This is a genomic window from Streptomyces sp. NPDC127092, assembly GCF_042722475.1.
Lineage (GTDB): Bacteria > Actinomycetota > Actinomycetes > Streptomycetales > Streptomycetaceae > Streptomyces.
The window spans coordinates 159,402-178,816 of record NZ_JBHXFE010000002.1 but is presented as its reverse complement, the minus strand read 5'-3'; the positions used below and the strand labels follow the sequence as shown (position 1 = coordinate 178,816).

Annotated in this window: 15 protein-coding genes; 5 read left to right on the top strand and 10 right to left on the bottom strand. The window is 72.0% G+C overall.

Going from position 1 to position 19,415, the window contains the following annotated elements; genetic code table 11:
• Nucleotides 1-8: 8 nt before the first annotated feature.
• Both ACFWJO_RS02415 and ACFWJO_RS02410 read right to left on the bottom strand, forming a co-directional pair.
• Entirely contained in the window at nt 9-803 is a 795-nt protein-coding gene (locus ACFWJO_RS02415; protein ID WP_386862971.1) for a VOC family protein, read from the bottom strand.
• Nucleotides 804-919: 116 nt separating this feature from the next.
• Nucleotides 920-1,846, bottom strand: a complete 927-nt coding sequence (locus ACFWJO_RS02410; RefSeq protein ID WP_386862970.1) for an endonuclease/exonuclease/phosphatase family protein — start codon at nt 1,844-1,846, stop codon at nt 920-922.
• A 133-nt stretch (nt 1,847-1,979) separates the two neighbouring features.
• On the opposite strand from ACFWJO_RS02410, the gene ACFWJO_RS02405 reads away from it, so the two are divergent.
• A complete protein-coding gene (locus ACFWJO_RS02405) occupies nt 1,980-2,897 on the top strand; it encodes a glutaminase (RefSeq protein ID WP_384412772.1) in 918 nt (305 codons plus the stop codon).
• 17 nt (nt 2,898-2,914) lie between these two features.
• On the opposite strand, the gene ACFWJO_RS02400 is transcribed toward ACFWJO_RS02405, so the two are convergent.
• From ACFWJO_RS02400 to ACFWJO_RS02380, 5 genes are all read right to left on the bottom strand, one after another.
• Nucleotides 2,915-3,562, bottom strand: coding sequence for a 1,4-alpha-glucan branching protein (locus ACFWJO_RS02400; protein ID WP_386862969.1), 648 nt, complete (start codon nt 3,560-3,562; stop codon nt 2,915-2,917).
• A 79-nt stretch (nt 3,563-3,641) separates the two neighbouring features.
• The gene (locus tag ACFWJO_RS02395; RefSeq protein ID WP_386862968.1) at nt 3,642-5,087 is read right to left on the bottom strand and encodes a GH1 family beta-glucosidase; all 1,446 of its coding nucleotides are present in this window, start codon (nt 5,085-5,087) and stop codon (nt 3,642-3,644) included.
• 94 nt (nt 5,088-5,181) lie between these two features.
• Entirely contained in the window at nt 5,182-6,036 is an 855-nt protein-coding gene (locus tag ACFWJO_RS02390; protein WP_386862967.1) for a carbohydrate ABC transporter permease, read from the bottom strand.
• Nucleotides 6,037-6,040: 4 nt separating this feature from the next.
• On the bottom strand, nt 6,041-7,054 hold the full coding sequence (locus ACFWJO_RS02385) for a carbohydrate ABC transporter permease (RefSeq protein ID WP_386862966.1): 1,014 nt from the start codon (nt 7,052-7,054) through the stop codon (nt 6,041-6,043).
• A gap of 121 nt (nt 7,055-7,175) precedes the next feature.
• Nucleotides 7,176-8,525, bottom strand: coding sequence for an ABC transporter substrate-binding protein (locus ACFWJO_RS02380; protein ID WP_386862965.1), 1,350 nt, complete (start codon nt 8,523-8,525; stop codon nt 7,176-7,178).
• A 292-nt stretch (nt 8,526-8,817) separates the two neighbouring features.
• Here ACFWJO_RS02380 and ACFWJO_RS02375 point away from each other — a divergent pair, with 292 nt between their 5' ends.
• Nucleotides 8,818-9,849: a LacI family DNA-binding transcriptional regulator gene (locus ACFWJO_RS02375; protein WP_386862964.1), complete on the top strand. Its 1,032-nt coding sequence runs from the start codon at nt 8,818-8,820 to the stop codon at nt 9,847-9,849.
• Nucleotides 9,850-10,025: 176 nt separating this feature from the next.
• Here the strand turns inward: ACFWJO_RS02375 and ACFWJO_RS02370 are convergent, their stop codons facing one another.
• Nucleotides 10,026-11,777: a glycoside hydrolase family 6 protein gene (locus ACFWJO_RS02370; RefSeq protein ID WP_386862963.1), complete on the bottom strand. Its 1,752-nt coding sequence runs from the start codon at nt 11,775-11,777 to the stop codon at nt 10,026-10,028.
• Between the two features lie 17 nt (nt 11,778-11,794).
• Nucleotides 11,795-13,354: a cellulase family glycosylhydrolase gene (locus ACFWJO_RS02365; protein WP_386862962.1), complete on the bottom strand. Its 1,560-nt coding sequence runs from the start codon at nt 13,352-13,354 to the stop codon at nt 11,795-11,797.
• Between the two features lie 279 nt (nt 13,355-13,633).
• Here ACFWJO_RS02365 and ACFWJO_RS02360 point away from each other — a divergent pair, with 279 nt between their 5' ends.
• The 3 genes from ACFWJO_RS02360 to ACFWJO_RS02350 all read left to right on the top strand — a co-directional run bounded on the left by ACFWJO_RS02360 (nt 13,634) and on the right by ACFWJO_RS02350 (nt 18,353).
• Nucleotides 13,634-16,561, top strand: coding sequence for a glycoside hydrolase family 48 protein (locus ACFWJO_RS02360; protein ID WP_386862961.1), 2,928 nt, complete (start codon nt 13,634-13,636; stop codon nt 16,559-16,561).
• Between the two features lie 183 nt (nt 16,562-16,744).
• Complete coding sequence (locus ACFWJO_RS02355) at nt 16,745-17,755, top strand: LacI family DNA-binding transcriptional regulator (protein WP_386862960.1); 1,011 nt, start codon at nt 16,745-16,747, stop codon at nt 17,753-17,755.
• Between the two features lie 31 nt (nt 17,756-17,786).
• Nucleotides 17,787-18,353 carry a SigE family RNA polymerase sigma factor gene (locus tag ACFWJO_RS02350; RefSeq protein ID WP_386862959.1) on the top strand — a complete coding sequence of 189 codons (567 nt, stop codon included), beginning with the start codon at nt 17,787-17,789 and terminating at the stop codon, nt 18,351-18,353.
• A gap of 44 nt (nt 18,354-18,397) precedes the next feature.
• Here ACFWJO_RS02350 and ACFWJO_RS02345 read toward each other — a convergent pair whose 3' ends face one another.
• Complete coding sequence (locus ACFWJO_RS02345) at nt 18,398-19,327, bottom strand: poly-gamma-glutamate hydrolase family protein (protein WP_386862958.1); 930 nt, start codon at nt 19,325-19,327, stop codon at nt 18,398-18,400.
• Nucleotides 19,328-19,415 lie beyond the last annotated feature (88 nt).

The window sequence follows — 19,415 nt, the reverse complement described above, 5'->3', positions numbered from 1 at the left end:
CGGAGCCCTCAGTCCTCCGCTTCCCCGTCCAGGGTGAACAGCCCGCCCTGCGGGTCACGGACCGACACACAGCGCGCCCCCGTGCCGGTCCAGCCCTGGTCGGCCTCCGGGATCACGTCACCGCCGCGCTCCAGCACGGCCGCGGTCGCCCGCTCCAGGTCGGGCACCCGGAAGTGGACCAGCCAGCGCGGGCGCCGCTGCGGCAGCGCCGAGGCCGCCTCCACCGGGCCGCTGTTCAGCCGGGCCACGGCCTCGCCCTGGGTCCGCAGCACCACCTGCTCGTCCTCGTACGCCACCTCGAAGCGGTCCGCGTTGCCGTCGACCCACTGCAGGACACCGCCGTAGAAGAGCGCGGCATCGAACGCGTTGCGCGTGTGCAGCTCCAGCCAGGCGGGCGCGTGGTGCTCGCCGAGCCGCCAGCGGGAGGAGATCCTGCCCTCCCACACCCCGAACGCCGCGCCCTCCAGATCGGTGGCGAGCGCCGCCCGGCCGCGCGGCGGGAAGGCCACCGGGCCCACGCCGACCGTGCCGCCGCGCTCCCGGATGCGGGCCACCGCCTCGTCGGCGTCGGCGACCGCGAAATACGCCGTCCAGGCCACGGGCACGCCCATGCGGACGGCGACCTCGCCGATCCCGCCGACCGGCACCCCTTCCCGCTCGCCGACGGAGAAGCCCTGGCCCAGCGGCCCGCGCCGGAAGGTCCAGCCGAGCACCGCCCCGTAGAACTCCTCGGCGGCATCGAGGTCGCGCGCCGCCAGGCTCAGCCAGCAGGGCGCTCCCGGCTCATCCGCGGTCAACGGCACTGGGCTCACCTCACTCGTGTTCGCCCCCCAGGCCACCCTCACCCGGACGCACCGGCTCCGCCACTTCTCCGGCCGCCGACCGGGCCGCCCCGCACCCCGTACCGCGCCGCTTCCCGCTACCTGACCGTGACCGTACCGACGAGTATGCGGTGGTCGGAGCAGGCCGCGACGCCCGTGCACGCCGTCGAGATCGCGAGCGAGTCCGCATCGTACGGCCCCGCGAGGGCGCTCTCCCGGACGAAGATGTGGTCGATCTTCGCGTACCCGCCGCACGGCGGCGTCACGCCGGGCGTGCCGTCGGCGGTCCACTCGCCGTAGCCGAGGCAGTTCCCGGCGTCGGCGTCGTCGAGCTCCCGGTACTCACCGGTGTTGTTCGCGTTGTACGCCGTGTCCACGCTGGGCGCGTAGTACGAGTTCAGCCGGCCGTAGTGCGGCTGGGCGTTGAAGTCGCCCGCGATGAGGGCCGTCTCGCCGGCGGCCGCGTACTCCTCCAGCTTCTGGTGCACGAAATCCAGCTGCGCCACGTTGAAGGACTGGCTGGTCGTGATGTGCGTCGTGCAGAACCGCGTCGCCGTCCCGTCGGTGAGCGGCGCGCACAGCATGTTGCGCTTCTCCGCCGTGCCGTCGTCCGGCAGGGCGAAGCGGGCCGCGCCGCCGAGCGGCCGCTTGCTGAAGATCGCGTTCCCGAACGCCTCGCCCCGGCACACCGCCGCGTTCCCCGCCGGGCGGCTCGGCTCGAAGCGCGCGAAGTTGGCCTGGTCCTGCGGCCAGCCCTTGGCCCGCAGCTCGCTCACCAGCGCGCTGTACTGGCCCTGACACAGCTCGTTGAACGCGGCGAAGTCGGCGCCCCGGTTGACGATCGACGCGGCCGCCTGCGTCACCAGGCCGTCGGTCGTGGAGCCGTCGTGGATCGTGTTCCCCGCCACGTTCCACTGCCACACCGTGTACGTGCGCGGCGGCGGCGTGTCGGCCTGCGCGGCCGTCGCCGGCAGCAGCACCGCGGCGAGCGCCCCCGTGAGCGCGAGCCGAAGGCCGCGTCGCATCTGTCCTCGCATGACGGAAACCCCCTCCCTGACCGGCCCCGTCGAGGCCGGGCGCCGCCATGCGGCGACACGGGAAAGATCATAGAGGGGGGCACTGACAGCGCCCGGTGACCGTCCGGCGCATGATGTGTGCATGCTGTTGACGTTCGAACCCGTCCTCGACCGGATCGCCGAGGAGATCGCCGACCTCACGGAACGCGGACGGCCCGCCGACTACATCCCCGCGCTCGCCTCCGGAGACCCCGGCAGTTTCGGCATGGCCGTCGCCGAGCTCGACGGCACCGTGTACGGCGTCGGCGACTGGCAGCGGCCCTTCTCCACCCAGTCCGTCACCAAGGTGTTCACGCTCGCCCTGGCCCTGGCCCGCAAGGGCGAGCCGCTGTGGGACCACGTGGGCCGCGAGCCGTCCGGCAACCCGTTCAACTCGCTCGTCCAGCTGGAGTACGAGAACGGCATCCCCCGCAACCCCTTCATCAACGCCGGCGCCCTCGTCGTCACCGACCAGCTCCACCGCATCACCGGCGACGCCTCCGGCGTCCTGCTCGACTTCCTGCGCGCCGAGAGCGGCAACCAGGACCTCGACTTCGACCGCGACGTCGCCGCGTCCGAGACCGCGCACGGCGACCGCAACGCCGCCCTCGCACACTTCATGGCCTCGTACGACAACATCGCCAACCCCGTGCCCACCCTGCTCCGCGAGTACTTCCGCCAGTGCTCCGTCGAGGCGTCCTGCGCCGACCTCGCCCTCGCCACCGGCTTCCTCGCCCGCCACGGCATCCGCGCCGACGGCTCCCGGCTCCTCACCCGCAGCCAGGCCAAACAGGTCAACGCGGTGATGCTCACCTGCGGCACCTACGACGCCGCCGGCGACTTCGCCTACCGGGTCGGACTGCCCGGAAAGAGCGGGGTCGGCGGCGGCATCATCGCCGTCGTCCCGGGCCGCTGCACGCTGTGCGTGTGGAGCCCCGGCCTCGACGAACGCGGGAACTCGGTCGCGGGCGTCACCGCCCTCGACCGGTTCACCACCATCACCGGCCTGTCCGTCTTCTGACCGGCCGGCCGGCCGCCTCAGGCCGCGTCGAACACCAGGACGTACGCCCCGCGCCGCTCCTCGCCGTCCGGGAGGCGCCAGTCCGCGATCACATGGCCGCGCGAGCCCGTGGCCTTCGGGTCGAGCACCCGCGCCAGCCGCAGCAGGAGCGGCGCGTCCGCGCCCAGCCGCAGGTCCGTGCCGTACGCACCGTCCTCCACGACCGGCGCGGCCGACGTGTCGAACGCGCCGGTCCCGTCGAAGGACGCCTCGACGGTCGGGTCCGGCGTGTCCGACACGCTCTGGGCCTGCGGCACCGCCCGGCCCGCGAGCAGGGCCGCCAACTCGGCGGCCAGGACCGGGTCGTGGGCGCCGTCGTAGATCCACCGGGTGCCGAGCACCCCGTGCTCCGACGTGCCGATCAGCGCGCCCTCGGCGCCCTCCAGCGGCGCCGCCCGGTACGTCATCGGCACCAGGTAGGCGTGGACCTCCTCGCCCGAGGTGTCGGCGACCACCGCGAACTCGATGCCCACCTCGCCCTCCGGGTCGTCGAGCCGGAACCCGCCCGCCTTCTCCAGAGCGGGCACCGCGCCCTCGCCGCCCCGGTACCAGGGGCGGCCCGGCAGCCAGTCCGCCAGGAGCTCCAGCTTGGTCGGCGTCATCGTGGTCTTGTGGATCTCTGCCATTGCCTCGCACTTCCTCCGTCACGGTACGGTTCCCGGGCGCGCGGACCCGTCCCGGAACCGTACCTCCACGGACGGACCGTCAGCCCTCCGCCCCCGGCGCGTGCAGCTCGCCCGACCTGGCGACGCGCGCGTACCACCGGGCACTCGACTTCGGCGTGCGCCGCAGCGTCGCGTAGTCCACGTGGACCGCGCCGAACCGCTTCGCATAGCCGTACGCCCACTCGAAGTTGTCGAGCAGCGACCAGAGGAAGTAGCCGTGCACCACCGCGCCGGCCTCCACCGCCCGGTGCAGCGCCTCCAGATGCGCGTGGACGTACGCGGCCCGCTCCGGGTCGTGCACCGAACCGTCCGCCCCGACCACGTCCTCGTACGCCGCGCCGTTCTCGCTCACCACCAGCGGAAGTTCCGGGTACCGGGCCGAGATCCGGGTCAGCAGGTCCTCGAGACCCGACGGGTCGACCGGCCAGCCCATCGCCGTCCGCGCCCCGTCCGCCTGGTGGAAGGCGACGTCGTCCGCGCCAGGCCACGGCGAGAACTCACTGTTCCCGTGCCCGTCGTCCTGCGGCTTCGCCTCCCCGTCCGCGACCCGCGACACCACCGTCGGCGTGTAGTAGTTGATGCCCAGCCAGTCCAGCGGCTGCCCCGCCGTCGCCTCGTCACCGGCCCGTACGAATCCCCAGTCCGTGAGGTGCGCGGTGTCCGCGAACAGCTCCTCCGGATAGCGCCCGTCCAGCATCGGCCCCAGCCAGACCCCGTTGCCGACCGTGTCGATCCGCCGCGCCGCCTCCCGGTCCTCCGCCGACGGCGTCAGCGGACGCACCTCGTGCAGGTTGAGCGACACCGCCAGCTTCGCCCCGGCCGGCAGCGCCGACCGCAGCGCCTGCACCGCGAGCCCGTGCCCCAGGTTCAGGTGGTGGGCGGCGCGCAGCGCGGCCACCGGATCGGTACGGCCCGGGGCGTGGACCCCGGAGCCGTAGCCGAGGAAGGCGCTGCACCAGGGCTCGTTGAGCGTGGTCCAGCGGCTCACCCGGTCGCCCAGCGCCTCGGCGACCAGACCCGCGTACGCGGCGAACCGCTCCGCCGTCGCCCGCTCCGGCCAGCCTCCCGCGTCCTCCAGCTCCTGCGGCAGGTCCCAGTGGTAGAGGGTGAGAGCCGGCTCGATCCCGGCCGCGAGCAGCTCGTCGACGAGCCTCCGGTAGAAGTCGAGTCCCTTCTGCACCGCCGGGCCCCGCCCGGTCGGCTGGACCCGCGACCAGGACACCGAGAACCGGTAGGCATTGAGCCCCAGTTCCGACATCAGCCGGACGTCCTCGCGGAACCGGTGGTAGTGGTCGACGGCGACATCGCCCGTGTGCCCCTCGAAGACCTTCCCCGGCGTGTGCGAGAAGGTGTCCCAGATGGACGGTGTACGCCCGTCCTCGGCCGCCGCTCCCTCGATCTGGTACGCGGCGGTGGCGGCGCCCCACAGGAAGTCGGACGGGAATCGGCGGACGGCGGTCAGCGGCCGGGTTTCGGACGCGGTCATAGGAGAGCGCTCCCAACGCAGAGACGGGTGACGGACGCACCACGGGCGTGCCGGGGCACGGCGGCGGTACGGAGAAGGAATCGGCGGACGGGCGTCAGCTCTTGACCGCGCCCGCGGTGATCCCGCCGACGATGTGCTTGCCGAGCAGCGCGAAGACCAGCAGCAGCGGCACCGTGGAGATCAGCGCGCCGGTCAGGACCACGGCCTGGTCCACGCTGTGGTTGCCCGAGCCGAGCCCGGCGAGGGCGACCTGGAGGGTCGGGTTGCCGTCGGGCGTGAGCGCGATGAACGGCCAGAAGAAGTCGTTCCACGCCTGGACGAAGACCAGCATCCCGAGGACGGCCATCGCCGGGCGCGCGACCGGGAAGACCACGTGCCAGACGATCCGCAGCGAGTGGGCCCCGTCCATCCGGGCCGCCTCCACCAGCTCCACGGGCAGCGCCTCGATGAGGAACTGGCGCATGAAGAACACGCCGAAGGCGGCCACCAGGGACGGCAGCACCACGGACTGGAGCTGGTCGACCCAGCCCAGGTCGGTGATGATCCGGTACAGCGGGATCACGCTCAGCTGCGGCGGGATGGTCATCGTCGCGACCACCAGGGTCAGCAGGGCGCCGCGGCCCTTGAACGGCAGCTTGGCGAAGGCGAAGCCGGCCAGGGTCGAGAAGAGCACCGTGGACAGGGCGACGAGGGAGGCGACCACGGTCGTGTTGACCAGTGCCTCGCCCATGTCGACCTGGTTCCAGGCGAAGGACAGGTTGTCGAAGAGGCGCGGCCCGGGCAGCAGCGGCGCGGGCGCCGTGACCACACGCTCGCCGGTGTGCGAGGCGGCCACGAGGTTCCAGTACAGCGGGAAGAGGGAGACCAGGGCGGCGAGGCCGAGGAGGACGTAGGTCAGCGGCCCGGCGTGGTGCTGCCGGCCGGCGGTCTGCCGGAAACGAGTGCGCACGGGATCAGGCCCCCAGCTTCTTGCGGTTCGCGCGGGCGATCAGCGACTGCGCGCCGCCGACGAGGAGCAGGAGCAGCAGCATCACCCAGGCGATGGCGGAGGCCTGGCCGAGGGCGCCGGTGACCCAGCCCTTCTCGTACATCAGCAGGCTGAGGGTCTGGAACTGGTTGCCGCTGCCGCCGGAGATGCCGACGCTGCCGCCGTAGAGCATCGGTTCGCCGAAGAGCTGGGTGGCGCCGATGGTCGAGACGATGATCGTGAACAGGATGGTCGGACGGATGGAGGGGATCGTCACGCTGAGGAACTGGCGCCAGCGCGAGGCCCCGTCGAGGGCGGCCGCCTCGTACAGGTCCTGTGGCACGGCCTGCATCGCGGCCAGGTAGATGAGCGCGTTGTAGCCGGTCCACCGCCAGGTCACGATCACCGAGATGGCGATCTGCGCGGGCCACTTGGAGGACTCCCAGTCGACCGGGTCGAAACCGACCAGGCCGAGGGCCGAGTTGATCAGGCCGTAGTCGGTGTTGAACAGCTGGGCGAAGACCAGGGTCGCCGCCGCGATCGAGGTCGCGTACGGGGCGAGGACGGCGACCCGGAAGAACCCGCGGCCGCGGAGCTTGTAGTTGAGCAGGTGCGCGAGGCCGAGCGCCATGAGCAGCTGTGGCACGGTGGAGATCACACCGATGGTGAAGGTGTTGGCGAGCGCGTTCCAGAAGAACTCGCTGTCGGCGAGGCCGGTGTAGTTCTCCAGGCCCCGCCACTCCGGCTCGCCGCCGAGCTCCACCCGGTTGAGCGAGAGCCAGCCCGTGTAGAGCAGCGGGAAGAGGCCGAAGGCGGCGAAGGTGAGGAAGAAGGGGGCGACGAAGGCGTACGGCGTCGCCTTCAGGTCCCAGCGGTAGAGCCGGCGGCGCAGGGCGGACGTGCCGCCGTCCGGGCGGCGGGCGCCGGGGCGCCGGGAGCGGGCGGGCGGTGCGTCGGGCGACGGGGAGCCGCCGTTCCTCGCCCGTACGGAGGTGGCCACGGGGGCGTCCTTCCAGGTCGGTGCGTACGGGTCGGGCGTGGGGCGGGAGCGCGGTGCGCGGGGGCGGTGCGCTGGGGCGGGGGCCCGGCCGGGTCCGCGGTCGGGCCCCCGCCGCCTCCCGCTACTGGTCGATCTTGTCGTCGACCAGCTTCTTGACGTTCTCCCAGGCCTTCGCCGGGTCGGTGCCGCGCTGCTCGATGTCGAGGATGCCGTTGTCGGTGAGGAAGGTCTTCACCTGGCCGTCCCAGCGGCTGATCGGCGCGGGCTTGATCTGGGCCGCCGCGGCCGCGTAGATCTGGCCGACGGGGGTGTCTCCGAAGTACGGCAGCTTGGCGCCGACGACGGCGGCGGAGGAGAGCGTGTCCTTGGTGGACGGGATGTTGCCGTTGACCGCGAACACCTTGGCGTGCTGGGCCGGGGCGGTCAGCCAGGCGGCCAGTTCGGCGGCCTCCTTGGCGTGCTTGCCGGACTTCGGCACGGCCAGGAAGGAGCCGCCCCAGTTGCCCGCGACGGGCGGCGCGGCGATGTCCCACTTGCCCTGGTTGGCGCTGCCGGCCTGGTCCTTGATGATGCCGGTCATCCAGCTGGGGCAGGCGACCGTGGCGAACTTCGCGTTCTTGAAGGCGGCGTTCCAGGTGCCCTTCTCGTCGAACTGCCGCAGCTTGGCGGTGATGCCGCTCTGTGCGGCCGAGACGGCGGTGTCCCAGGCCTTCTTGACGCCCGGGCTGGTCTCCCAGGCGAGTTCGCCCTGGGAGTTCGCGTACTGCTCGGGGTCGCTGTTGACGACGGCGTTGAACAGGCCGCTCGCGGAGTCGTGGAAGAAGGTGCCCGCGGGCGCGTTCTTCTGGTAGGTCTTGCCGGTCTCCAGGAACTTCCCCCAGTCGCCGGCCCACAGCCGGCCGACCTCGGTGCGGTCGGTGGGCAGCTTGGCCTTGGCGAAGAGCTCCTTGTTGTAGCAGATGGCCATGGGGCCGATGTCGGTGCCGAGGCCGATCACCTTGCCGTCCGCGGTGGTGGCCTGCTTGACCTTCCAGTCGAGGAAGGCGCTGACGTCGGCGCCGCCCGTCTTGGAGAGGTCCACCCACTTGTCGGCCATGGCGGGGCCGGTCGCCTCGGCGATGTAGCCGACCTCGACGGCCTGGATGTCGGCGAGGCCGCTGTTGCGGGAGAGGCGCAGCTTGAGGGTGTCCCAGTACTTCTGGCCGTCGGCGACGTTCGACTCGACGATCTTGATGTTGGGGTGGGTCTTCTCGTACTCGGCGTAGAGCTTGGCGCCGGTCTTGTTGTCGTAGCCGAAGGAACCGAAGGTTCCGACCCGCAGCGTGATCGTGCCGCCGTCGGCGGAGTCCCCGCCGTCACCGCCGTCGCCGCAGCCGGTGAGCAGGGCCGTGCCGGCGGTCAGGGCCGCGACCGCCGCGAGCGCGGTTCGGCGGGCGCGGCCGGGGGCCGGTCTGCTGCTGGTAGTGCGCATGCCACTCTCCTCGTCCAAAAGGTGGTGCCTGCTCGTGCCAGGCATGGGAGCGCTCCCACGTCGTTGTTGCCCGAAGGTTCCTGCTTTCCGGGGGGAGGTGTCAAGACATGAACACGAATTCGTCGGGCGCTGGGATGCGAGTATCATGGGAGCGCTCCCATGCATCGGAGGTCGAACGGGGCGCCCCACCGGCGCCCTACGGTGCCACTTGCGGCGGAGGCGGGGGCGGTGGCCTATCTTGACCTGATCGCCGCACGGTACGGGGCGATGCCGCACGAGGGGAGTACGAGGCGTGAGCGGACGGCACAGTGGCAGGCCCACGCTGGAACAGGTCGCGGCCCGGGCGGGGGTCGGCCGGGGCACGGTGTCCCGCGTCATCAACGGCTCGCCCCGGGTGAGCGAACAGGCCCGCGAGGCCGTCGAACGGGCCATCGAGGAACTCGGCTACGTACCCAACCAGGCGGCCCGCACCCTCGCCGGCAGCCGCACCGACGCCGTGGCCCTCGTCATCCCCGAGACCGAGGCGCGCCTGTTCGCCGAGCCGTACTTCCTCGACATCATCCGCGGGATCAGCGCCGAGCTCGGCTCGTCCGACAAACAGCTGCTGCTCACCCTGGTCCGCAGCGAGCGGGAGCGCGAGCGCTTCGGGCAGTACCTCGCCGCCCAGCGCGTGGACGGCGTGCTGCTCGCCTCCGTGCACGCCGACGACCCGCTGCCCGAACGGGTCCGCGAACTCGGCCTGCCCGTCGTCCTCAACGGCCGGCGCACCGCCGACGAGCCCGCCGCCTACGTCGACTCCGACAACGCGGGCGCCGGCCGCGCCGCCGTCGCCCACCTCGCCGGACGCGGCCGCCGCCGCATCGCGACCATCACCGGCCCCCTCGACATGTACGTGGCCCGGGCCCGCCTCGACGGCTACCGCGAGGGAGTCGCCGCTGCCGGCCTCGAAGCCGACGAACTCCTCGTCGCCACCGGCGACTTCACCGAGGAGGGCGGCCGGCGCGCCATGCGCGAGCTGCTCGACCGCGCCCCGGACCTGGACGCGGTCTTCGCGGCCTCCGACGTCATGGCCGCCGGCGCCCGCGGCGTCCTGCGCGAGGCCGGCCGCCGCGTGCCGGACGACGTCGCCCTGGTCGGCGTCGACGACTCCGCCGTCGCCCGCCTGATGGACCCGCCGCTCACCAGCGTCCGCCAGCCCATCGAGGAGATGGGCCGCACGATGGCCCGCATGCTGCTCCGCGAGCTGGCCGGGGAGGCGACGGCGGCGGAGGAGGGCGCGCACCAGGTGCTGCCGACGGAACTGGTGGTGCGGGACTCGTCCTGAGGGCGGGCCGGGACGGTTCTGGCCGTGGGCCCGGACGCACGCTGGCGTCGGCCGGGACGGTTCTGGCCGTGGGCCGGAGCGCGCCCTGGTCGTACGGACGTACGCGGAGGCCCACGCCGGTGGGCGGGCCGGGGCCCGAGGGCTCCGGCCCGCCCTAGGGGTGGGTCAGGGGTGGGTCACAGTGCCGGGTAGGCGTTCTTCATGAGCTCCTGGAACTGGGCCGAGAACCACTTGCCCGAGAGCGGGGCGTTCGGCAGCGCGCCCGACATGTTGTTGTTGTTCCGGGGGTTGCCCGTGTACGTCGGGTCGCACATCCGGTCGAAGCCCTTGCCCTCGTCGTTCGGGATCTCCGAGCTGGCACCGTCGGACTCGCCCGGGGGCTTCATCCAGACGTACGCGTCGATGCCCGGCTGAGGAGCGGCCTTCGGGCGTTCGCCGAGGCCCGCGCCCGCCTGGTTGCACCAGTTGCCGGGGTTGATGCGGCGGTCGTAACGGCCCCCGTCGACGTAGGTGTTGACGTCCGTCTTCGCGCCGGGGCCGGCCGGCCGGGCGGTGCCGCCCCAGCCGTTGCGCGAGGTGTCGATCAGCATGCCGATCTTGGAGTCGAAGCCGATCGAGACCAGCTTGTCGCGCATGGCCTGCGCGTACGACAGCTCGTCGGTGTAGCGGTTCCAGTCGAGCCACTTGGACTGGCGCACCGAGACGCCGTTGACGGAGTCGTTGATGGTGAAGTTCTCCTCCTTCAGGGCGCTGTAGTTGGCGGTGTTGACGATGAAGCCGGTCACGTTGGCGAGGGTCGAGCCCTCGGCCGTCGCCGCCGTCTTGAACAGCTCGGCGGAGGGGCCGAAGTTGTCGTCCCAGCCCAGCCAGCCGTGGTGGCCGGCGTCCAGGTAGTTGTAGACGTTCGGGATGGCGCCCAGCTTGTTCAGGGCGTAGCCGACGCCCTTGATGTAGTTGCCGTTGGCCTTCATCACGTCGCAGTTCGCGGTCGCCGTCGGGCGGCCGCTGACGTTGGTGACGAGGTTGGGCAGGGAGTCGAGCTCGACCGTGGTGACGATGCGCAGGCCCGCGTACTTCGGGTCGGAGAAGATGGCCGCGATCGGGTCGATGTACTGGGTCTTGTACTTGTCGATCTCCGTCGGGCCGAGTTCGCCGTTGGAGGCGAGCGCCGCGCAGTCCCGGCCGGGCAGGTTGTAGATGACGAACTGGACGACCATCTCGCCGTCGCCCTTCTGCCGCAGCGCCTCGTCGAGGTGCGCCCGCACGCCCATGCCGCCGTTCGCGCCGTTGATGGCGGCGATCCGGTCCACCCACACGCCGGTGGGCTGGTTCGACACCCGGGTGCCGCCCGGCTCGGCCGCCGCGTGCGCGGCCCACTCCGGGTTCACGTACACCCGCGCACCGACGTACGGGTTGTCGGCCTTCGTGCCGGCCGGCGGCGGAGTGGTGGGCGGTGTCGTCGGGGGAGTGGTCGGCGGCGTGGTGGGCGGGGTGGTGGGCGGCACCGAGCCGGTGCAGGTCACGCCGTTGAGCGTGAAGCTCGCGGGGACGGCGTTCGTGCCGGTGTAGGTGGCGTTGAAGCCGAAGGACGTCGAACCGCCGGTGGCGAGGGTCCCGTTGTACGACAGGTTCTTCGCGGTGACGGCGGCGCCGGACTGGGTGATGTCGGCGTTCCAGCCCTGCGAGACCTTCTGGTCACCGCCGTAGGTCCAGCCCACGTTCCAGGCGTTCACGGGATCGCCCAGGTTGGTGACGGTGACGTTCGCGGTGAAGCCGGTGTTCCACTGGTTGGCGATCTGGTAGTCGACCTTGCAGCCCGCGGCGGCGGCGCCGGCGGTGGCAGTGCTCAGGGCGGTGGCCGTGGCGCCGGTGGCGGCGATCAGGCCGAGGGCCGCGAGCAGGGCGGTACGGCTGGTTGTGCGGCTCATGGGGGTGGGTAGCCCTTTCAGTTTCCGTTCAGGGAGCGCAGGCGATCACGCAACCCGATGCCGAATGCGGTGGGGGTGCCGTCGTACGAACTGATCAGCGCGGGACCGGAGTTGCAGTTCCAGGTGTTCCAGGTCCAGCCCAGGTACGACAGGCCGCGGTCGTCGAACCACTTCATGACGCGGTCGATGAACGCGTGTGCGCAGGTGTTCTCGCCGATCTCGCCCGCCACCAGGGGGACCTGGGCGGCGACCTGGGCGAGGGTGGAGTTCCAGCACGTCTCGTCGGCGCAGGTGTTGAAGTTGTAGACGTGCCAGGCGGCGGCCAGATTGCCCGCCGGGTCGGTGGGGCGGTGCTGGAGCCACTGGCTCAGGTCGTTGGAGTACGCGATGCCGGGCACCAGGACGAGGTTCCTCGCCCCGGTGGCGCGGACCGCGTCCACCAGGTCCTGCATGCCGGCGACCTCGTAGCCGATGCCCGGGCAGCTGCCGCCGTCGCGCCAGCAGGACCACGCCTGGGCGGCGGTGGAGGTCGCCCGGTCGGGATAGGGCTCGTTGAACAGGTCGAAGACGACGCGCTTGTCGTGCTTGAAGGTGTTCGCGACCGAGGTCCAGAACGCCGGCGTGTACCGAGCGTTCGGCATCGGCTTCTGGCAGGACGCGTGGACGTCGCCGCAGCCCGCGGAGTTGCCCGTGTACTGCCCGTACGACCAGTGCAGCTCGACCACCGGGGTCATGCCGTGCGCGAGGACCCGGGCGACCAGGTCCTTGACGGCGTTCACGTAGTTCGTGCCCCGGTACTCGGGCTTGATGTTGTCGAGGCCCAGCCAGCACTCCTCGTTGAGCGGGATGCGGACCGTGTCGGCCTTCCAGTCGGCGACGGCCTTGATCGCGGCGTCGTCGACCGGGCCGTCCCAGATGCCGTAGCCCTGCACGCACATGAACTCGCCGCCGGAGCGGTTCACGCCGAGCAGGCGGCGGGTGGCGCCGTTCTGGTCGGTGAGCCGGTTGCCGGTGACGCCGAGCTCGGGCGCGCCGGTGACCGGGGTCGGAGGGGTCGTCGGGGGCGTGGTCGGAGGTGTGGTCGGGTCGGTGGGGGTCGGGGTCGGGGTGGGAGTAGTCGGGGTGGGGGTCGGAGTGGGCGTCGGGGTCGGGGTCCCGGCGGTGTCGCACGGTGCGCCGTTCAGCGTGAAGGCCGCCGGGGCCGGGTTGGTGCCCGTCCAGGAGGCGATGAATCCGGCCGTCACCTTCGCGCCGGTGCCGAGCGCGCCGTTCCAGCTCTCGTTCACGACGGTCACGGACTTCGCGGACTGGGACCACTTACCGCCCCAGCCCTGGCTCACGGCCTGGCCGGCCGGGAAGTCGAAGCCGAGGCTCCAACCGCTCAGCGTGGTGCCGTTGTTGGTGATGCTGACGGCACCCTGGAAACCGCCGGTCCACTGGCCGACGATCGCGTACTCCACGGTGCAGGCGGGTCCGGACGCGGCTCCCGAGGCCGTACCCGTGACGGCGAGAGCGGTGCTCGCCGCCGTGAGCGCCGCTCCCGCGAGCAGCGCCGTCAGACGTGGGGGATGTCGCATGAGCGAGTCCTCGCAGCGAGGGCACACCGGGGCGGGCGTGCCGACGGGATGGATTCGCTCCCACTGGTCGGGCAGACCGTAGCGGCAACTGGCGCCAAGGAAAAGAGGAGTTGAGCAAAATTCCGTGTCCGGTGCCTTCGACTCTTCGGCTGTCTTGACGGCGTCTCGTCAGGTCTGCACAGTGGGAGCGCTCCCACTGGTTCAGAGCTTGACCACTCGCCCTCGCACCACACCCGCTCGCACCACACCCCACCTCCGAGCCGCGAGGAGAACCACCGCATGCCACCACGCGCCCGCAGGCCGCACGGACCACGCCGTCCGGCCCGGCCCCTCACCGCACTGGCCGCCGTACTCGCCCTCCCCGCCGCGCTGCTCGCCGTCGGACCACCGACCGCCCAGGCCGCCGCCGGCGTGCAGTGCAGCGTCGACTACAAGACCAACGACTGGGGCTCGGGCTTCACCGCGGAGCTCACCCTCACCAACCGCGCCACCACCGCCCTCGACGGCTGGACCCTCAGCTACGCCTACAGCGGCGACCAGAAGCTGAGCAACGGCTGGAACGGCACCTGGACCCAGTCCGGGAAGACCGTCACGGTCACCAACGCCTCCTGGAACGGCACCGTGGCCGCCGGCGCCGCCGTCACGACCGGCGCCCAGTTCTCGTACACCGGCACCAACACGGCGCCGACCTCCTTCAGCGTCAACGGCACGCCCTGCACCGGTGCCCACCAGCCGCCGGTCACCGTCCTGACCAGTCCGGCGCCCGGCGCCGTCTACACCCAGGGAGACCCGGTCCCGCTCGCCGCCACCGCGGCCGCCGCCGACGGCGCCACCATCGGCAAGGTCGAGTTCTACAGCGACACGACCCTGCTCGGCACCGACACCACCGCGCCCTTCACGCTCGGCGCCACCTCCCTGCCCGCCGGCACCCACTCCCTCTACGCCAAGGCCTACGACTCCCTCGGCGCCACCGGCGAGTCCGCCCCGGTCGGCATCACCGTCGCCGCCGGACCCGCGCTCGTCGCGACCCCCGCCCAGCTCTCCGTACGGCAGGGCGCGACCGGCACCTTCGACCTGAAGCTCTCCACCCAGCCCAGCGCGAACGTCACCGTGAGCGTCGCCCGCACCTCGGGCGTCACCGGCCTCACCGCGAGCCCGGCCACGCTCACCTTCACCCCGGCGAACTGGAACACGGCCCAGAAGGTGACCGTCGCCGCCGCGCAGACCGGCACCGGCACCGCCGTGTTCACCGCCACCGCGCCCGGCCACACCAAGGCCGAGGTCACCGTCGCCCAGCTGGCCGCGAACTCGACGTACCAGGCCCGCTTCCTCGACCTGTACGGGAAGATCACCAACCCGGCCAACGGCTACTTCTCGCCCGAGGGCATCCCGTACCACTCCGTCGAGACCCTGATCGTCGAGGCGCCCGACCACGGGCACGAGACGACCTCGGAGGCGTACAGCTACCTCGTCTGGCTCCAGGCGATGTACGGGAAGGTCACCGGCGACTGGTCGAAGTTCAACGGCGCGTGGGACACCCTCGAGAAGTACATGATCCCCACCCACGCAGACCAGCCCACCAACTCCTTCTACACGCCCGGCAAGCCCGCCACCTACGCGCCCGAGTGGGACCTGCCGTCCCAGTACCCGGCGCGGCTCGACCCGGCCGTCACCGCCGGAGCGGACCCGCTGGCCGCCGAACTGAAGAGCGCGTACGGCACCGACGACGTCTACGGCATGCACTGGATCCAGGACGTCGACAACGTCTACGGCTTCGGCAACGAGCCCGGGAAGTGCTCCGCCGGCCCGACGGCCACCGGACCCTCGTACGTCAACACCTTCCAGCGCGGCCCGCAGGAGTCCGTCTGGGAGACCGTCACCCACCCGACCTGCGACAACTTCACCTACGGCGGCAGGAACGGCTACCTCGACATCTTCACCGGGGACGCCTCCTACGCCAGGCAGTGGAAGTTCACCAACGCCCCCGACGCCGACGCCCGCGCCATCCAGGCCGCCTACTGGGCCGACCTGTGGGCCAAGGAGCAGGGCAAGGGCGCCCAGGTCGCCACGACCGTCGGCAAGGCCGCCAAGATGGGCGACTACCTGCGCTACGCGATGTTCGACAAGTACTTCAAGAAGATCGGCAACTGCGTCGGCCCGACCGCCTGCCCGGCCGGCACCGGCAAGAACAGCTCCCACTACCTGCTGTCCTGGTACTACGCCTGGGGCGGTGCCACCGACACCTCGGCCGGCTGGTCGTGGCGCATCGGCTCCAGCCACAACCACAGCGGCTACCAGAACCCGCTCGCGGCCTACGCCCTCAGCTCCTACGCCCCGCTCAAGCCCAAGTCGGCTACGGGCCAGGCGGACTGGGCCACCAGCCTCGACCGGCAGCTGGAGTTCTACCGCTGGCTCCAGTCGAACGAGGGAGGCATCGCGGGCGGCGCCACCAACAGCTGGCAGGGCCGCTACGCCACCCCGCCGGCCGGCACCCCGACCTTCTACGGCATGTACTACGACGAGAAGCCGGTCTATCACGACCCCGCGTCCAACCAGTGGTTCGGCTTCCAGGCCTGGTCGATGGAGCGGGTCGCCGAGTACTACCAGCAGACCGGTGACGCCGAGGCCAAGACCGTCCTCGACAAGTGGGTCTCCTGGGCCCTGTCCAAGACGACGATCAACCCCGACGGCACCTACCGCATCCCGTCCACCCTCCAGTGGTCCGGCGCGCCCGACACCTGGAACCCGGCGAGCCCCGGCGCCAACGCCGGCCTCCACGTCACCGTCGCCGACTACACCGACGACGTCGGCGTCGCCGCCGCCTACGCCAAGACCCTGACGTACTACGCGGCCAAGTCCGGCCACGCCGAGGCGAAGCGGGTCGCCAAGGCCCTGCTCGACGGCATGTGGACCCACCACCAGGACCCCCTGGGCATCGCCGTCCCGGAGACCCGCGCCGACTACAACCGCTTCGACGACCCCGTGTACGTCCCGAGCGGCTGGACCGGCACCATGCCGAACGGCGACGCCGTGAACTCCTCGTCCACGTTCACCTCGATCCGCTCCTTCTACAAGAACGACCCGGCCTGGCCGAAGATCGAGGCCTACCTGGCGGGCGGCGCCGCGCCCGTCTTCACCTACCACCGGTTCTGGGCCCAGGCGGACATCGCCCTGGCCATGGGCTCGTACGCGGAACTGCTCGAATAATCCGCCGCCCCGCGAAGAGCATCCGCTCCGCGTACGATCCGGCCGGGCCGGCCCCCGCGAAGGGGGCCCGCCCGGCCGCACCACGTGTGCACCCTCGCGTGGTCCGCCGGGGTCACAAGCGCCGTCCCGGACGGTAAGGTCGGCCCGGCATCGTCGAAGCGCTTCACGGGGGCGGAGAAGAGCATGGTCACTCTCGCGGACGTCGCGCGGCACGCCGGAGTCTCGGCCAGCACGGTCAGCTACGTGCTGAGCGGCAAGCGCTCCATCTCCGCGGTCACGCGCGAGCGCATCCAGCGGAGCATCGAGGAGCTCGGCTACCGCCCCCACGCCGGTGCGCGGGCCCTGGCCGGCAAGCGGACCCACGTCCTCGCGCTGATGATGCCGCTGCGGACCGACGTGTACGTGCCCGTTTTCATGGAGATCGCGATGGCCGTCACGACCACGGCCCGCGCCCACGGCTACGACGTCCTCCTGCTCACCGGGGAGGAAGGGCCCGAGGCGGTCCGGCGGGTCGAGGGCAGCGCACTCGCGGACGCGATGATCGTCATGGACGTGGAGCTCGAGGACCCCCGCCTGCCCTGCCTCAGGGCCGCCGGGCGGCCGGCCGTGCTCATCGGGCTGCCCGCCGACACCACCGGCCTCAGCTGCGTCGACCTCGACTTCGAGGCGGCCGGCGCCCGGTGCGTGGACCACCTCGCCGCGCTCGGCCACCGCCGGATCGCGGTCATCGGCGAACCGCCCGCCGTCTACGCCCGCGGCACCGGCTATGCCGTGCGCACCCTGCGCGGACTGCGCGACGCGGCCGCCCAGCGGTCCGTCGGACTGCTGCACCGGCCCACCGACGGCGGCCACGCCGCCGTCGCCGCGACCGTCGGCCGCGTCTTCGAGGAACGCCCCGGCACCACCGCCCTCGTCGTCCAGAACGAGGCCGCCGTCGAACCACTGCTCGCCGTCCTGCGCCGGGACGGCCGCGCCGTCCCCGAGGACGTCTCCGTCGTCGCCGTCTGCGCCGGACAGGCCGCCGCCCAGGCATCCGTGCCGCTCACCTCCGTCGACGTTCCCGCCCACGAGATGGGCCGCCGGGCCGTCGAACGGCTCTTCGCCCACCTGGACGGCCACGAACCGCCCGGCACCGTCCTGATCGCCCCCGAGCTCGCCGACCGCGGCAGCACCGGCCCCGCCCCGACGGCCTAGTCCTCCGTCCGGCGAGCGGCGGGGAGGGACGGTGACGGGCGAGGGTTCCGACGGGCGTACGGCGGGAGGCGCCGGGGCGTGGAGTGACGACGCGGCGGAGTTCCGGGCCTTCTTCGCACGCCACTACGGCGAACTCGCCCGTCTCGCCCATGCGATGAGCGGCGATGCGGAGGCTGCCGACGATCTCGCCGCCGATGCCATGGCCGCCCTCTGGCACCGCTGGGACCGCGTACGCGGCGCCGACCGGCCCCTCGCCTACGCCCGCGGTGTCGTCGCCCACCTCGTCCGCAGCCGCATCCGCGGCGCCGTGCGCGAGCGCCGCCGGATCGCGCTCTTCTGGGACCGGCGATCCGAGCGGGCCGAGGACCCGGACGTGCCGGCCGTCCTCGACGTGCGCAGCGCCCTGCGCGCCCTGCCCTTCCGCAAGCGCGCATGCGTGGTGCTGCGCCACGCCTTCGACCTCTCGGAGCGGGAGACCGCGGTCGCCCTCGGGATATCGGTGGGCACCGTCAAGAGCCAGACCTCGAAGGGCATGGCCGAACTCCAGCGGGCCCTGGGGCCCCGGCCGGCCGCCGGGTCCGCCGCGCGCCGGTCCTGACGGACGGGCACGAGCGGGACCGGGGCCGGTGCCGCCCGGCGGGCTCAGGAAGGCAGGTTGGGGTCCGCCGCGGTGGGGTTGTCCACGTAGAAGGGGTCCTTGCCCATCTCGTGGTTCACGATGGCCCGGCGGACGTTCTTGACGAAGCCGTTCCAGTACAGGTCCGCCTTGGGGCTGTCCGTGCTCGGCACGCCGGCCGAGCTCCTGCGCGAGGCACCGGTCGAGAAGTCGCCGAACATCGCGGCGCGCAGCGGCGTGGATATCTCCAGCTGGGCGCCGGCGCCGGTGCGGGTGCGGTTGACGATGTTGCGGGTGTCGTCGCCGTTGATGGGATCGCCGGGGGCCGCGATCACCACGGTGACGGCCAGGTTGGTCGTGAAACCGGATGCGGTGAAGGCCTCGTACAGATTGCGCTTGAGCCGCTCGTCGCGCCCGCCGATGATGATCTTCTTCTCGACGTCGGTGGCGAAGCCGTGGAGGGAGACGGCGTACAGGTTGCTGCTGCAGACGGCCACGGCGGCAGGGTCGTTGCAGTTGGTCGAGGTGACGTGCTGCGTCGACGAGCTCGCCAGGGCCTCGAACATCCAGAAGTCGCGCTGCGGCTCGCCCGGCTCCGCCGCGGCCGCCGGATCGGTGTCGTAGTCGAACGGCTTGTACCCGGCGACGGCCATGCAGAGCTCGCTGGTGCCCGCCTCGATGCCGCCGCCGTGCGGCGCGAGGACCGCCGTGCTGTTGAGGGGGACGCTCGCGTAGCGGCCGTTGTCCGTGACCGCGCCGCCGCCGATGCGGAACCGGCGCATCCAGTCGATGCCCTCCCTGTCCGCCTTGACGGTGTACAGCTTCATGTTGGAGCTGTACGTGTCGGCCGCGGCGGCGGGCGTGGCGCCGTTGCCGACGACGGCGTTCAGCGTGGGGAGGCCGGCGGCCACGGCCGCCATGGAGGCGAGGACGGTGCGTCTGCTGGTGTGCGTCATGGAAGTGATCTTGCACGACGCGCCCCGTTCCTCACCAGACGTGCGGAAATTCGGATGCCCCCGTCCCGCCGCGCTACCTACCCTGCCG